This window comes from Microbacterium sp. USHLN272, assembly GCF_037149655.1.
Taxonomy (GTDB): Bacteria; Actinomycetota; Actinomycetes; order Actinomycetales; family Microbacteriaceae; genus Microbacterium; species Microbacterium galbinum.
This window is the reverse complement of record NZ_JBBCRA010000001.1, coordinates 208658-221666: the sequence shown is the minus strand read 5'-3', so window position 1 is coordinate 221666 and position 13009 is coordinate 208658. Positions and strand designations below refer to the sequence as shown.

Annotated in this window: 13 protein-coding genes; 1 reads left to right on the top strand and 12 read right to left on the bottom strand. The window is 69.4% G+C overall.

Annotated elements, in window-relative coordinates; all coding sequences use genetic code 11:
* Nucleotides 1-3: 3 nt before the first annotated feature.
* The 8 genes from era to hrcA all read right to left on the bottom strand — a co-directional run bounded on the left by era (nt 4) and on the right by hrcA (nt 7071).
* Nucleotides 4-900: a GTPase Era gene (gene era / locus WFJ97_RS01085; protein WP_247622228.1), complete on the bottom strand. Its 897-nt coding sequence runs from the start codon at nt 898-900 to the stop codon at nt 4-6.
* Nucleotides 893-2194 carry a hemolysin family protein gene (locus WFJ97_RS01080; protein ID WP_247622227.1) on the bottom strand — a complete coding sequence of 434 codons (1302 nt, stop codon included), beginning with the start codon at nt 2192-2194 and terminating at the stop codon, nt 893-895. Before WFJ97_RS01080 ends, era begins: the two co-directional genes overlap by 8 nt.
* Nucleotides 2191-2649, bottom strand: a complete 459-nt coding sequence (ybeY, locus tag WFJ97_RS01075; protein ID WP_247622226.1) for an rRNA maturation RNase YbeY — start codon at nt 2647-2649, stop codon at nt 2191-2193. The genes WFJ97_RS01080 and ybeY overlap by 4 nt, the downstream gene beginning before the upstream one ends.
* The gene (locus WFJ97_RS01070) at nt 2646-3668 is read right to left on the bottom strand and encodes a PhoH family protein (protein WP_247624677.1); all 1023 of its coding nucleotides are present in this window, start codon (nt 3666-3668) and stop codon (nt 2646-2648) included. The genes ybeY and WFJ97_RS01070 overlap by 4 nt, the downstream gene beginning before the upstream one ends.
* A gap of 91 nt (nt 3669-3759) precedes the next feature.
* Complete coding sequence (locus WFJ97_RS01065; protein WP_247622225.1) at nt 3760-4110, bottom strand: histidine triad nucleotide-binding protein; 351 nt, start codon at nt 4108-4110, stop codon at nt 3760-3762.
* A 42-nt stretch (nt 4111-4152) separates the two neighbouring features.
* A complete protein-coding gene (locus tag WFJ97_RS01060; protein ID WP_336640191.1) occupies nt 4153-4881 on the bottom strand; it encodes a 16S rRNA (uracil(1498)-N(3))-methyltransferase in 729 nt (242 codons plus the stop codon).
* Nucleotides 4882-4884: 3 nt separating this feature from the next.
* Complete coding sequence (dnaJ, locus tag WFJ97_RS01055) at nt 4885-6000, bottom strand: molecular chaperone DnaJ (protein ID WP_336640190.1); 1116 nt, start codon at nt 5998-6000, stop codon at nt 4885-4887.
* Between the two features lie 36 nt (nt 6001-6036).
* Nucleotides 6037-7071, bottom strand: coding sequence for a heat-inducible transcriptional repressor HrcA (gene hrcA / locus WFJ97_RS01050; RefSeq protein ID WP_247622222.1), 1035 nt, complete (start codon nt 7069-7071; stop codon nt 6037-6039).
* Nucleotides 7072-7173: 102 nt separating this feature from the next.
* Here hrcA and WFJ97_RS01045 point away from each other — a divergent pair, with 102 nt between their 5' ends.
* Nucleotides 7174-8595 carry a carboxylesterase/lipase family protein gene (locus tag WFJ97_RS01045; RefSeq protein WP_336640189.1) on the top strand — a complete coding sequence of 474 codons (1422 nt, stop codon included), beginning with the start codon at nt 7174-7176 and terminating at the stop codon, nt 8593-8595.
* Nucleotides 8596-8611: 16 nt separating this feature from the next.
* Here WFJ97_RS01045 and hemW read toward each other — a convergent pair whose 3' ends face one another.
* Genes hemW through lepA form a run of 4 tightly spaced genes read right to left on the bottom strand, consistent with a single transcriptional unit; the run spans nt 8612 to nt 12846 of the window.
* Nucleotides 8612-9829 carry a radical SAM family heme chaperone HemW gene (hemW, locus tag WFJ97_RS01040; protein WP_336640188.1) on the bottom strand — a complete coding sequence of 406 codons (1218 nt, stop codon included), beginning with the start codon at nt 9827-9829 and terminating at the stop codon, nt 8612-8614.
* Nucleotides 9829-10482: a DUF1990 family protein gene (locus tag WFJ97_RS01035; RefSeq protein WP_247622219.1), complete on the bottom strand. Its 654-nt coding sequence runs from the start codon at nt 10480-10482 to the stop codon at nt 9829-9831. The genes hemW and WFJ97_RS01035 overlap by 1 nt, the downstream gene beginning before the upstream one ends.
* Nucleotides 10483-10492: 10 nt before the next feature.
* Nucleotides 10493-10993: a DUF1990 family protein gene (locus tag WFJ97_RS01030; protein ID WP_336640187.1), complete on the bottom strand. Its 501-nt coding sequence runs from the start codon at nt 10991-10993 to the stop codon at nt 10493-10495.
* Nucleotides 10993-12846 (bottom strand): translation elongation factor 4, encoded by a 1854-nt coding sequence (gene lepA / locus WFJ97_RS01025; protein WP_247622217.1) that lies wholly within the window; start codon nt 12844-12846, stop codon nt 10993-10995. The genes WFJ97_RS01030 and lepA overlap by 1 nt, the downstream gene beginning before the upstream one ends.
* Between the last annotated feature and the right edge of the window lie 163 nt (nt 12847-13009).

Sequence of the window (13009 nt, the reverse complement as noted above, 5' to 3'; positions counted from 1 at the left end):
ATGTCAGAATCCGAGCCGGCCCAGCTGCTTCGGGTCGCGCTGCCACTCCTTCGCGACCTTCACGTGGAGGGCGAGGAACACGCGGGTGCCGAGGAGCTCCTCGACCTGCGCGCGGGCGCGCGCACCCACGTCACGTAGGCGCTTGCCCTTGTGCCCGATGATGATCGCCTTCTGACTGTCTCGCTCGACGATGATCGATGCGTGCACATCGGTGAGGTCGCTGCCCTCACGCGGGGCCACCTCGTCGACGACCACCGCGATCGAGTGCGGCAGTTCATCGCGCACACCCTCGAGCGCGGCCTCGCGGATGTACTCCGCGATCCGGTCGTCCTGCGACTCGTCGGTCGTGATGCCCTCGGGGTACAGCGCCGGCCCCGTGGGCATGAGGGCCAGGATCTGATCCGAGAGCACGTCGAGCTGATCGCGCGTGAGCGCCGAGAGCGGGACCACAGCCGCCCAGTCCTCGCGCAGCGCATCGACCTCGAGAAGGCGCTCGGTGATCTCGTCGCGTCCCGCGGCATCCGTCTTCGTGACGATCGCGACCTTCTTCGCGCGCGGGTATCCGTCGAGCGAGGCGGCGATCCGCCGATCGCCCGGGCCGATCTTCTCGGTGGCCGGGACGCAGAAGCCGATCACGTCGACGTCGCCGAGCACCTGCTCGACGAGATCGTTCAGACGCTCGCCGAGGAGCGTCCGCGGCTTGTGGATGCCGGGGGTGTCGACGATCACGAGCTGGCCGTCGGGGCGGTTGAGGATGCCGCGGATCGCGCGCCGGGTCGTCTGCGGCTTCTCGCTGGTGATCGCGATCTTCTCGCCGACCAGGGCGTTCGTGAGAGTCGACTTCCCGACGTTCGGTCGGCCGACGAAGGTCACGAACCCGCTTCGGTTCTGCTCAGTCATCGTGTCGTTCTCCTTCGTCGTCCGCAGCATCCTCGCCACGCGCTGCTCTCTCCACGAACACCGTGGCGATCCCTCTGCCGCGTCCTCGGGACGCGCCGCCCGTCAGAACGAGCCCGTCGACGACGGCCGTCGCACCGGGCTGCGGAACCTGCCCGAGCGCCTTGCCGAGGAGGCCGCCGATCGAGTCGACGTCCTCGTCCTCCAGTTCGAGCCCGAACAGATCGCCCACGTCCTCGAGCGAGAGGCGGGAGCTCACGCGGTAGCGCCCGTCGCCCAGGTCGAAGAATTCGGCGGATACCCGATCGTACTCGTCCGATATCTCACCGACGAGTTCCTCGATGAGGTCCTCGAGCGTCACGAGTCCCGAGATCCCGCCGTGCTCGTCGATCACCAGGCAGACGTGCACCGCATCGCGCTTCATCTGCTGCAGGAGCGTCTCGGCGCGCATCGACTCGGGAACGAAGGTCGCAGGCCGCGAAATGGGGCGGATGGACGCTCCGCGCCAGGCACCCTCGTCACGGTAGGCGAACTGCACGAGGTCCTTGAGGTAGAGCACGCCCACGACGTCGTCCGCCTCGTCGTCGACCACGGGCATGCGCGACACCCCTCGGTTGAGGAAGAGTTCCATCGCCTCGCTGGTCGACGCCGTGGCATCGACGGTGACCATCTCGGTGCGCGGCACCATGACGGCGCGCACGAACTGGTCGGTGAAGTCGAACACGGAGTGGATGAGGTCGCGGTCGTCGGCCTCGATGAGGTCGTTCGACGCCGCCTCGTCGACCATGCTGAGCAGTTGCTCCTCGGACGAGAAGGAGCTGCGTCCGGCGCCCGGCGTCACGCGGTTGCCGAGGAGGACGAGCCCCTGCGCGATCGGGCCCAGGATGATGCGCAGGCCGCGCACGATCGGGGCGTTCGCACGCAGCAGCCCGTCGGCGCGGTGACGTCCGACCGTGCGCGGGCTCGCACCGACCAGCACGAACGTGATGCCGGTCATGAGCACGGCGGCGGCGAGCATCGCCCACCAGATGTTGTCGAACAGCGAGGTGAACGCGACCGTGACGAGCACGGCCGCCGTCACCTCGGCGAGCACGCGGATGAAGGCGACGGAGTTGACGTGGGCGTCGGGATCGGCGGCGATGCGCGCGAGCTGAGCGGCGTTGCGCCCCTCGGTGCCCATCTCCTCGAGGTCGGCGCGCGACCGCACGCTGAACGCGGCGTCGATCGCCGACATCAAGCCGCCGAAGGCGACGAGGAGGACGGCGGCGGCGAGGAGGGAGACGGCGACGAGCGTCATCGCCGACGCTCGGCCGCGGCGAAGCTCTGGATGAGCTCCTTCTGCAGGCCGAACATCTCACGCTCCTCATCGGGCTCGGCGTGGTCGTAGCCGAGCAGGTGGAGCAGGCCGTGCGTGGTGAGCAGGATGAGCTCGTCCATCAGGGTGTGCCCGGCGGCCTGGGCCTGAGTCTCGGCGACCTGCGGGCAGAGCACGATGTCTCCGAGCAGACCGGGAGCGGTCGGACGATCCTCGGTGCCGGGGCGCAGTTCGTCCATCGGGAAGCTGAGCACATCGGTGGGACCGGGCTCGTCCATCCACTGCACGTGCAGCGCTTCCATGGCGCCCTCGTCGACGAGAACGATCGCGACCTCGGCATCCGCACTCACGTGCAGTTGAGCGAGGTTGTGGTCGGTCAACCGCTGCAGCACGGTCTCGTCGACGTCGATCGCCGACTCGTTGTTGATCTCGATCATGAGAGTCCTCGTTTCGGCATGCGGTCACGGGGACCGGGTCGTTGCGCGCCACGTCGGTCGGCGCGGTTCGCGAACTCGGCGGCCTGCTCGCGCTCGAACCGCTGCGCCGTGCGCTTCTCGTCGTACTCGCTGTAGGCGTCGACGATGCGGCCGACGAGCGAGTGGCGCACCACGTCGTCGCTGGTCAGTCGGGAGAAATGGATGTCGTCGATGTCGCCGAGCACGCGGGTCACCATGCGCAGACCGGACGAGCCCTGCGGGAGGTCGACCTGGGTGATGTCGCCGGTGACGACCATCTTCGTGCCGAACCCGAGACGCGTCAGGAACATCTTCATCTGCTCGGGGGTGGTGTTCTGCGCCTCGTCGAGCACCACGAACGAGTCGTTGAGCGTGCGACCGCGCATGTAGGCGAGCGGCGCGACCTCGATCGTTCCCGTGGCCATGAGCCGCGGCACGATCTCCGGGTCCATCATCTCGTTGAGCGCGTCGTAGAGCGGTCGCAGGTAGGGGTCGATCTTGTCGGTCAGGGTGCCGGGCAGGAAGCCCAGGCGCTCGCCCGCCTCGACGGCGGGGCGGGTGAGGATGATCCGCGTGACCTCCTTGCGCTGCAGTGCCTGCACCGCTTTGGCCATCGCCAGGTAGGTCTTGCCCGTTCCGGCGGGACCGATGCCGAAGACGATCGTGTTCTCCTCGATCGCGTCGACGTACTCCTTCTGCCCGAGAGTCTTCGGGCGGATGACCTTGCCGCGGGTCGACAGGATCGCCTCGCCGAGCACCTCGCTCGGACGAGGTCCCCCGTCGCGGAGCATCCGGGCGGAGCTGGTGACGTCGCTCGGAGCCAGATCGGCGCCGCCCCGGGTCATCTGGAGCAGCTCCTCGACGAGCGTCTTCGCCGCGGCGACCGCCGATGCCGAACCGCTGAGCGTGATCTCGTTGCCGCGCACGAGGACCTGCACATCGCGGTGCTCCTTCTCGAGCATCCGCAGGAGCCGGTCCTGCGGACCGAGCAGCTGCACCATCGCGACGCCGTCGGCGTAGATCTTCTCGACGGACTCCGGAGCGGATGCTCCGCTGCGGCGTTCCGGGATCTCAGGACTCTGGTCGTGGTTTTCAGGCACCGACACTCTTCTCGTTCAGTCCCCCGCCCAGCACGTGGGCGTGGACGTGGAACACGGTCTGTCCGGCGTTCGGGCCGGAGTTGAAGACGAGGCGGTAGTCGCCGTCGTCGGTGTGCTGCGCGGCGAGTTCCTTCGCGAAGGAGACCATCTCGGCGAGCAGCGTCGGGTCGCCCGCCGCGATCTCGGCGACGTCGCGGTACTCCGCGGTCTTCGGGATCACCAGGAGGTGGACCGGCGCCTGGGGCGCGATGTCACGGATGGCGAACACGCGTTCGGTCTCACCGAGGACCTCTGCGGGGATCTCACCGTTCAGGATGCGCGTGAAGATCGAGGGTTCGCTCATGTTCCCAGTCTAGCGGCGGGGTCCGCCGGCACGGCGGTGCGCTCACCAGCGCCGGAGGGCGACGGAGAGCACCGCGATCGCCGCGGGTCCGGCCGTCGAGGTGCGCAGCACCGTGTCTCCCAGCAGCACCCGCTCGGCGCCCGCCGCGGTCAACCGGGCGATCTCGTCGTCCGAGACGCCGCCCTCGGGTCCGACGACCAGCACGATGTCGCGGTCGTCCGCGGTGATCTCCGACAGCCGGGTCGTCGCCGACGGGTCGAGGATCAGCACGCGCTCCGCGCCCGCGCGGGTCGCCAGCTCCCCCGTGCTCGCGGGAGCCGCGACCTCGGGAACCCACGGCCGATGAGCCTGTTTGGCGGCCTCGCGAACGATCGTCGCCCACCGCTCACGGCCCTTCACGGCCTTGGGCCCCTCCCAGCGGGAGACGCTCCGGCTCGCCTGCCAGGGCACGATCTCGTCGACGCCCAGCTCGCAGGCGGCCTGCACCGCGAGCTCGTCGCGATCACCCTTCGCGAGCGCCTGCGCGAGGACGATGCGCGGGGTCGGCGACGGGTGCACGGCCCGATCGGAGATCCGCACGTCCACTCGTGCGGGAGCGACCTCCTCGGCGACGCCCTGGAGCCAGACGCCCCGACCGTCACCGATCGTCACCTGCTCCCCCACGCGGAGGCGACGGACGACCGCCGCATGCTTCGCCTCGGCACCGGTCAGCGACACGAGGTCGCCGGGCTCGGCATCCGACGACGTTTCGACGAGGAAATGCAGCGCCATGGCTCAGTGCGTGCGGAAGCGGTCGCGGAGCTTGGAGAAGAGACCCTGCTGGAACTGCGCCAGCTGGGGCCCCGGAGCCTTCGCCTTCTTCGCGAAGTCCTCGATGAGCGCCCGCTGCGCGGAGTCGAGCTTGGTCGGAGTCACCACCTGCACGCCGACGCGCAGATCACCCCGCTGCGAACCGCGCAGCGGCGTGATGCCGCGTCCCTTGATCGTGAGCACGTCGCCGGACTGCACGCCCGCGCGCACCTCGAGATCCACCGCACCGTCGAGGCCCTGGATCGAGGTCTCGGTGCCGAGGATCGCATCGGTCATCGACACCTCGAGCGTCGCGAGCAGGTCGTCTCCGTCACGGCTGAACGCCGCGTGCGGGTTGACCGTGACCTCGACGTACAGGTCGCCGTTCGGGCCGCCGGCCTTACCGACCTCACCGGAGCCGGGCAGCTGCAGGCGCAGGCCGGTCTCGACGCCGGCGGGGATGTCGAGCGAGACGGTACGACGAGAGCGCACGCGCCCCTGACCGCCGCAGGTACCGCACGGGTACGGGATGGTCGTGCCGTAGCCCTCGCACGTGCCGCAGGGCTGCGAGGTGACGACGTTGCCGAGCAGGCTGCGCACCGTGCGCTGGACGTGTCCGGAGCCGCCGCAGATGTCGCAGGTGACGGGCGACGTGCCCTCCTGGCAGCAGGAACCCTGGCATGTCTCGCAGAGCACAGCGGTGTCGACCTCGATGTCGCGATGCACACCGAAGACGACGTCGCCGAGGTCGAGGGTGACCCGCACCAGCGCGTCCTGCCCCCGTTCGCGGCGGGAACGCGGGCGCGCACGCCCTCCACCCTGTCCCGCGCCGAAGAACGTCTCGAAGATGTCGCCGAAGCCGCCGAAACCTCCGCCGAAGTTCCCGGCCGCGCCGTCTCCCCCGCCCATGTCGTAGCGGCGGCGGGAATCGTCGTCGCTGAGCACGTCGTACGCGTGCGTGACGAGCTTGAACTTCTCCGCCGCGTCCTCGCCCGGATTCACATCCGGGTGCAGCTGACGCGCGAGGCGCCGATACGCCTTCTTGATCTCGTCGGTGGAAGCGTCCCGGGACACCCCGAGAACCTCATAGTGGTCCGCCACGATCGCCTTTCTGCGTTGTTCTTCGTCGACGGCCGCTCAGCGGCTCGTCTCGTCTTCGTCGAGCATCCGCGTCAGGTAACGGGCCACGGCCCGCGCCGCCGCGAGATTGCTCGGATAGTCCATGCGCGTCGGCCCCATCACGCCGACCCGCGCCGTGCCGCTGGGGGCGGCGTAGTTGCTCGCGACGATCGACGCCTCGCCCAGCCCGAACGGGGCGTTCTCGGTGCCGATGCTGGCCGCGAGGCCGTGCTCGTCGGTGACCATCTCGCTCATGAGCCGCAGGAGCGTCACCTGCTCCTCGATCGCCTCGAGCAGCGGATGGATGCTTCCGCGGAAGTCCTGCTCGCGACGCGCGAGCGTCGCGGCCCCCGCCATCACCAGGCGCTCCTGACGGAACGTACCCAGCTCGTCGACGATCACGGTGGCGAGAGCCCGCAGTGCGGCATCGCCGGGAGCGGCCTCGGGCGCCGCCAGCAGCGTCTGCAGACGGTCGGCCGCGTCACTGACCGCCTGCCCCGTGAGCAGGGCGGAGAGCCGCGCGCGAAGCATGATCGCATCACCGTCGTCGATCTCGATCGGCAACGGGGCCATCCGCTGCGAGACGCCGCCGGCGTCGGTGACGAGCACGACAAGCATGCGGGTCGGGGCGAGCGGCACGAGTTCGATGTGGGTGAGGTGCGCACGGGCGAACGACGGGTACTGCGCGAGCGCGACCTGACCCGTCAGCTGCGTCAGCACGCGCACGGTGCGCACCATCAGGTCGTCGAGATCGCTCGGCGCCGCCAGGAACGACTCGATCGCCGTTCGCTGAGCGGACGAGAGCGGGCGCAGCTGGGCGAGATGATTGACGAAGACGCGGTACCCCTTGTCGGTGGGCACGCGGCCCGACGAGGTGTGCGGCGCGGTGATGAGCTCCTCGTCCTCGAGGAGCGCCATGTCGTTGCGGATCGTGGCTGCGGAGACCCCGAAGGAGTGGCGGTCCACGATGGAACGGCTGCCGACGGGTTCGTGGGTCTCGACGTAGTCCTGCACGATCGCGCGGAGAACCTGGAGTCCTCGCTCTGTGACCATCGCCCTTCCCTTCCGTTGGCACTCGGACGTTCAGAGTGCCAATCCTACCCCGCCCGCGGCTCGTCTCGTCGGAGGTCGGGGCTCCGCCCTAGGATGACGACCATGACCGCCCCCACCGCCGAGCTGTCCACCGGAATCGTCGAGGGATCGAGCGAGGGCAGGGTATCCCGGTTCCTCGGCATCCCCTACGCCGCCCCTCCCTTCGGCGAGAACCGGTTCCGGGAACCGCGGCCGGCGACTCCGTGGACCGGCGTGCGTCCCGCCACGGCCTTCGGGCCCACGGCCCCGCAGTCGCCGTATCCCGGCGCGATCGGCGAGCTGCTCGGATCGGTCAGGATCGACGGTGACGACATCCTGACCGCCAACGTCTGGGCGCCGACGGATGCCGAGCGCGCCCCGGTACTGCTGTGGATCCACGGCGGAGCGCTCGAGCGCGGCACCGCGGCGCTTCCGCTCTACGACGGGGCCGGCTTCGCCGCCGCAGGGATCGTCTTCGTGTCGATCAACTACCGCCTCGGCTCGGAGGGTTTCTCGGTGCTCGACGACGCCCCGCGCAATCTCGGCCTCCGGGACGCGGCCGCAGCTCTCGAGTGGGTGCATCGCGAGATCGGCGCGTTCGGCGGCGACCCCGCACGTATCACCCTCATGGGCGAATCGGCCGGAGGCGCGATCGTCGCGGGCCTTCTCGCGCGCGACGACTCCCGCACCCTCGTCGCGCGCGCGATCATCGAGTCCGGCCCGTTGGAGGCGCAGCCGCCGCAGAAGGCGGGGCGGGTGACCGCGGCTCTCGCGAAGCGGCTCGGCATCCGCGCCGATCGTGCGTCGTTCGTGTCCGTCCCTCCCGAGAAGCTGCTGGAGGCGCGTCGCGCGCAGTCCGCGGGTTCGTCGCCGCTGGGCGGAGCGCCGGGGTTCCAATTCGCGATCGATCCGGACAGCCTTCCGCGCTCGCCTCACGAGGTCCTGCCGACCATCGACACGCCGCTGCTCATCGGCAGCAACACCGATGAGTACCGGCTCTGGTTCACACCCGAGACCCTCGCCGAGATCCGCCCGCTCAAGCTCTTCATCGCCCGTCTGGCCCTGGGAATCCCGCGCCGAGCCGTATCCGAGTACCGGAAGGCGTTCCCGAAGGCATCCACCGGCGAGATCTTCGGACAGCTGGCGACCGACGTGATGCTGCGCGCGCCACTCTCGCGCGCGGCGCGCGCCCGCCCCGCGCTCACCTTCGTCTACGAGTTCGCGTGGCCGAGTCCGGTGCGCGACCTGCGTGCCGCGCACGCTCTCGAGCTCGGATTCGTCTTCGATCGTCTGGCGGATGCCGAGGCGCAGCGCCTCGCGGGCGCCGACGCACCCCAGGCTCTCGCCGACGAGATGCACGCCGCCTGGATCTCGTTCGTCACGACAGGTTCACCCGGCTGGGCGGCGTACGGCGCCGACCTCACGACACGAGTGTTCGACACGACGAGCGGCACGCTCCCCCAGCGGCGCACCGCCGGAATGGATCTGCTCCCGGCCCGGAGCTGACCGCCTCGGTCCCGCGTCAGTCGGTGAGCTCGCGCACGACGGCATCGGCCAGGAGCCGTCCGCGCAGCGTCAACTGCACCCGACCCTGCACCGCGGCGCGGGCGTCGACGAGACCGTCGGCGATGAGACCCGCGACGTTCGCGCGATTGCCGACCGGCAGGTCGGCCACCGCGATGCCCTCGACGAGGCGGCTCTGCAGCAGCACCCGTTCGAGCATCCGTGCGCCCTCGTCCGGACGCTCGGTGCCGGCCGCCGGAGAATCGGATGCCGACAGCCGCTGCGCGTACGCCGCTGGATGCTTGACGTTCCACCAGCGGAGTCCCGCGACGTGGCTGTGCGCCCCCGGCCCGAAGCCCCACCAGTCGCTCCCCCGCCAGTAGGCGAGGTTGTGACGCGAGCGCTGTGCGTCGCTGCGGGCCCAGTTGCTCACCTCGTACCACTCGAAGCCCGCCGCGGCGAGGCGGCGATCGGCCAGCTCGTACATGTCGGCCTGCAGATCGTCGTCGGGCGTCGGCACCTCGCCACGCCGGATCTGGCGAGCGAGCTTCGTGCCGTCCTCGATGATGAGCGCGTACGCCGAGATGTGATCGGAGTCGAGTTCGAGGGCCGCATCCAGCGACGCCTCCCAGTCGGCGAGGGACTCGCCCGGCGCGCCGTAGATCAGATCGACGCTGACCGCGAGCCCGGCCTCCTTCGCCGCGGCGACGGCCGTGCGCACGTTGTCGGGGTCGTGCGTGCGGTCGAGCGCGGCGAGCACGTGCGGCACCGCCGACTGCATGCCGATCGAGAGACGCGTCACCCCGGCATCCGCGAGTGTGCGGGCGACCTCCGGCGTGACGGTGTCGGGGTTGGCCTCGACCGTGACCTCCGCGCCCTCGGCCAGGCCGAAGGCCGAGACCGCGGCGCCGAGCATCAGCGCGAGATCGCCGGCGGGGAGCAGCGTGGGTGTTCCCCCGCCGAAGAAGACCGTGTCCATCGGGCGCAGCGCACCCGCCTCGTCGAGCACGTTTCGCGCGAGATCGATCTCGGCGAGCAGCGTGGAGGCGTAGTCCTCCTGACGGGCGCCGCGCAGTTCGCTCGAGGTGTAGGTGTTGAAGTCGCAGTATCCGCACCGCACGCGGCAGAACGGGATGTGGAGGTACGCCGAGAAGGGAACCGAGGGATCGATCGGCAGATCGGCCGGCAGGCGGCCGTCGGACGGTGCGGGATCGCCGAGAGGAAGGGGCCCCGCCATCAGAGGGGGGTCGCGTAGAGCGGGGAGATCGCCCGGAGATAGCGGGCGAAGAGCTCGCGACGGCGACGCTTCACGAGCGGCGGCACCGTTCGGTAGAGCAGGGAGTTGGGGGCGTCGAACGCGCGCACCGTGAACCAGACCTCGTCGTTGTCCTCGCGCCAGTCGACGTCGAAGGACTCCTCGCCGCTGACGACCGAGCCGCCGACGGTGCCGAGCACGAAACCGATGCGTCGAGCCTCCTCGGTGACCGAGATCACACGCAACTCGGCATCCGCGCGCATGCCCGACAGACGACCGCGCACGCGCAGCGTCATGCCCGGGCCCACGAACGGAGTCCCTTCGGCATCGTAACGGGGCTCGACGTCGCGCTTGCTGGGGGCGATCGGGTTGCCCTCGGCATCGAAGCTCACGCCCGCGTACGCCGGGCCGGGCGCGGGGCGCACGTCTTCGATCGCGAGGCCGGCCGCGCGCTGCGCCGTCCACGACAGCAGAGCTTCGCCGGCGGTCTGGAACCGCTCCGCTCCGGATCCGATCCGCCAGGACTCCTCCGCCGGGAAGCTGCGCTCCGGCGGGTACTGCATCAGATCGGGCGCGTGGGTGGCACCCACGGCCGCATAGTCCACCGTGTCGTCTCGGAAGTTCCCGCGCCGCATGAGATCCAGCCTACTGGCGGTTGCCTGGACGAACACCCCACTCGCGCGCCTCGGCGGCGACGATGCGGGTGTACCGCGCGTGGGTGCGGCGCTGGATCAGCCTCAGCGCGGGCGACAGCAACCACCACGCGAGGGTCGCGGGGCGCGAGATCGAACGGGCGGTGAACACGCCGTCGTCGAGCACGAACGATTCCTCTCCGTAGATCGGATGACCCGGGCGCGTCTCGTACCCGAAACCCCGCTCGTCCGCCCACACCACCCGGATCGGTTCGGAGAATCGGATACCGAGCACACGCTTGGCCAGCACGCCCTCGGCGTTCGCGACCGGCGCGGACGCCGGGCCGTCGAAACCCGCCCGACGCTTGAACTCCCAGGAGCGGATCAGCGTGCGCACGGCATCCTGAGCCTCCGGAGCGACCGCGATGCTGCGCTCGGACAGGTGCATCCCTGCCGGCACGTCGACGATCGGATGCCGCGTCACCCCGCGCATGTACGGCGGGAGCGGCCTCACTACTTCTTGTCCTTGCCCTCGACGTCGCCCGACAGCGCGGCGATGAACGCCTCCTGGGGGACCTCGACGCGGCCGACCATCTTCATGCGCTTCTTGCCCTCCTTCTGCTTCTCGAGGAGCTTGCGCTTGCGGGTGATGTCACCGCCGTAGCACTTGGCGAGCACGTCCTTGCGGATGGCGCGGATCGTCTCGCGAGCGATGATGCGTGCACCGATCGCCGCCTGGATCGGCACCTCGAACTGCTGGCGAGGGATGAGCTTGCGCAGACGCTCGGCCATCATGGTGCCGTAGGCGTAGGCCTTGTCGCGGTGGACGATCGAGCTGAACGCGTCGACCTTCTCGCCCTGGAGCAGGATGTCGACCTTCACGAGGTCGGCCTCCTGCTGCCCCGCGGGCTCGTAGTCGAGCGAGGCATAGCCCTGCGTCTTGGACTTGAGCTGGTCGAAGAAGTCGAAGACGATCTCGCCGAGCGGCATCATGTAGCGCAGCTCGACGCGCTCCTCCGAGAAGTACTCCATGCCGAGCAGCGAGCCGCGACGCGACTGGCAGAGCTCCATGACCGTGCCGACGTAGTCCTTCGGGAGCAGGATCGCGGTCTTGACGATCGGTTCCGACACGGAGCCGATGCGGCCGTCGGGGTACTCGCTCGGGTTCGTGACCGTCACGGTCTCGCCGGTGTCGGAGGTCAGCACCTCGTAGATCACGCTCGGCGCCGTGGTGATGAGGTCGAGTCCGAACTCGCGTGAGAGCCGCTCGGTGATGATCTCGAGGTGCAGCAGCCCGAGGAAGCCGCAGCGGAAACCGAAACCGAGAGCCACCGACGTCTCCGGCTCGTACTGCAGGGAGGCATCCGAGAGCTTGAGCTTGTCGAGGGCTTCGCGGAGTTCGGCGTAGTCGCTGCCGTCGATGGGATAGATGCCCGAGAAGACCATGGGCTTGGGGTCGGTGTATCCGGACAGCGCGTCGGTCGCGGGCTTGCGTGCCGACGTGACGGTGTCGCCGACCTTCGACAGTCGCACATCCTTCACGCCCGTGATGAGGTACCCCACCTCGCCGACCCCGAGTCCCTTGGTCGGGATCGGCTCGGGGCTCGACACGCCGACTTCGAGCGCCTCGTGGTTCGCGCCGGTCGACATCATCTGGATGCGCTCGCGCGGCGACAGACTGCCGTCGACCATGCGGACGTAGGTGACGACGCCGCGGTAGGCGTCGTAGACGGAGTCGAAGATCATCGCGCGCGCCGGAGCATCCGCGTCACCCACCGGAGCGGGGATCTCCTTGACGAGTCGATCGAGCAGCGCCTCGACGCCGACACCTGTCTTGCCGGAGACGCGGAGGACGTCTTCCGGCTTGCCGCCGATGAGCGAAGCGAGCTCCTTGGCGTACTTGTCGGGATCGGCCGCCGGGAGGTCGATCTTGTTCAGCACCGGGATGATGTGCAGATCGTTCTCGAGCGCGAGGTAGAGGTTCGCGAGGGTCTGCGCCTCGATGCCCTGCGCCGCGTCGACGAGCAGGATCGCTCCCTCGCACGCGGCCAGCGAGCGGGAGACCTCGTACGTGAAGTCGACGTGGCCCGGGGTGTCGATCATGTTGAGCGCGAACGTCTCGCCCTCGATCTCCCACGGCATGCGCACGGCCTGGCTCTTGATCGTGATGCCGCGCTCACGCTCGATGTCCATGCGGTCCAGGTACTGAGCGCGCATGTCTCGGTCGGAGACGACGCCGGTGATCTGCAGCATGCGGTCGGCGAGGGTCGACTTGCCGTGATCGATGTGCGCGATGATGCAGAAATTTCGGATCTGCGTCGCGGGCGTCGCGGCAGGCTGAAGCGGAGTGAGAGCGCGTGGGGACATGTTGCGTCGATTCTACGGTGAGGGAGGCCTAATGCCCGATTCCGCCGATCCGGTGGTAACGTCGCCCAGGTCTCCGGCGTGGAACCGAGTTCCACGGAGGAAACGACCCCGTAACATCTTTTTGGTATACCGGAACGTGCGAAGAGGCGCGTCCGGAGTGAAG

Coding starts and splice junctions, on each gene's coding strand:
- hemW (WP_336640188.1), bottom strand. CDS start 9,829: ATGGCGGGGCCCCTTCCTCTCGGCGATCCCGCACCGTCCGACGGCCGC.
- lepA (WP_247622217.1), bottom strand. CDS start 12,846: ATGTCCCCACGCGCTCTCACTCCGCTTCAGCCTGCCGCGACGCCCGCG.
- WFJ97_RS01045 (WP_336640189.1), top strand. CDS start 7,174: ATGACCGCCCCCACCGCCGAGCTGTCCACCGGAATCGTCGAGGGATCG.
- WFJ97_RS01035 (WP_247622219.1), bottom strand. CDS start 10,482: ATGCGGCGCGGGAACTTCCGAGACGACACGGTGGACTATGCGGCCGTG.
- ybeY (WP_247622226.1), bottom strand. CDS start 2,649: ATGATCGAGATCAACAACGAGTCGGCGATCGACGTCGACGAGACCGTG.
- hrcA (WP_247622222.1), bottom strand. CDS start 7,071: ATGGTCACAGAGCGAGGACTCCAGGTTCTCCGCGCGATCGTGCAGGAC.
- era (WP_247622228.1), bottom strand. CDS start 900: ATGACTGAGCAGAACCGAAGCGGGTTCGTGACCTTCGTCGGCCGACCG.
- WFJ97_RS01080 (WP_247622227.1), bottom strand. CDS start 2,194: ATGACGCTCGTCGCCGTCTCCCTCCTCGCCGCCGCCGTCCTCCTCGTC.
- WFJ97_RS01070 (WP_247624677.1), bottom strand. CDS start 3,668: ATGGTGCAGCTGCTCGGTCCGCAGGACCGGCTCCTGCGGATGCTCGAG.
- WFJ97_RS01060 (WP_336640191.1), bottom strand. CDS start 4,881: ATGGCGCTGCATTTCCTCGTCGAAACGTCGTCGGATGCCGAGCCCGGC.
- WFJ97_RS01065 (WP_247622225.1), bottom strand. CDS start 4,110: ATGAGCGAACCCTCGATCTTCACGCGCATCCTGAACGGTGAGATCCCC.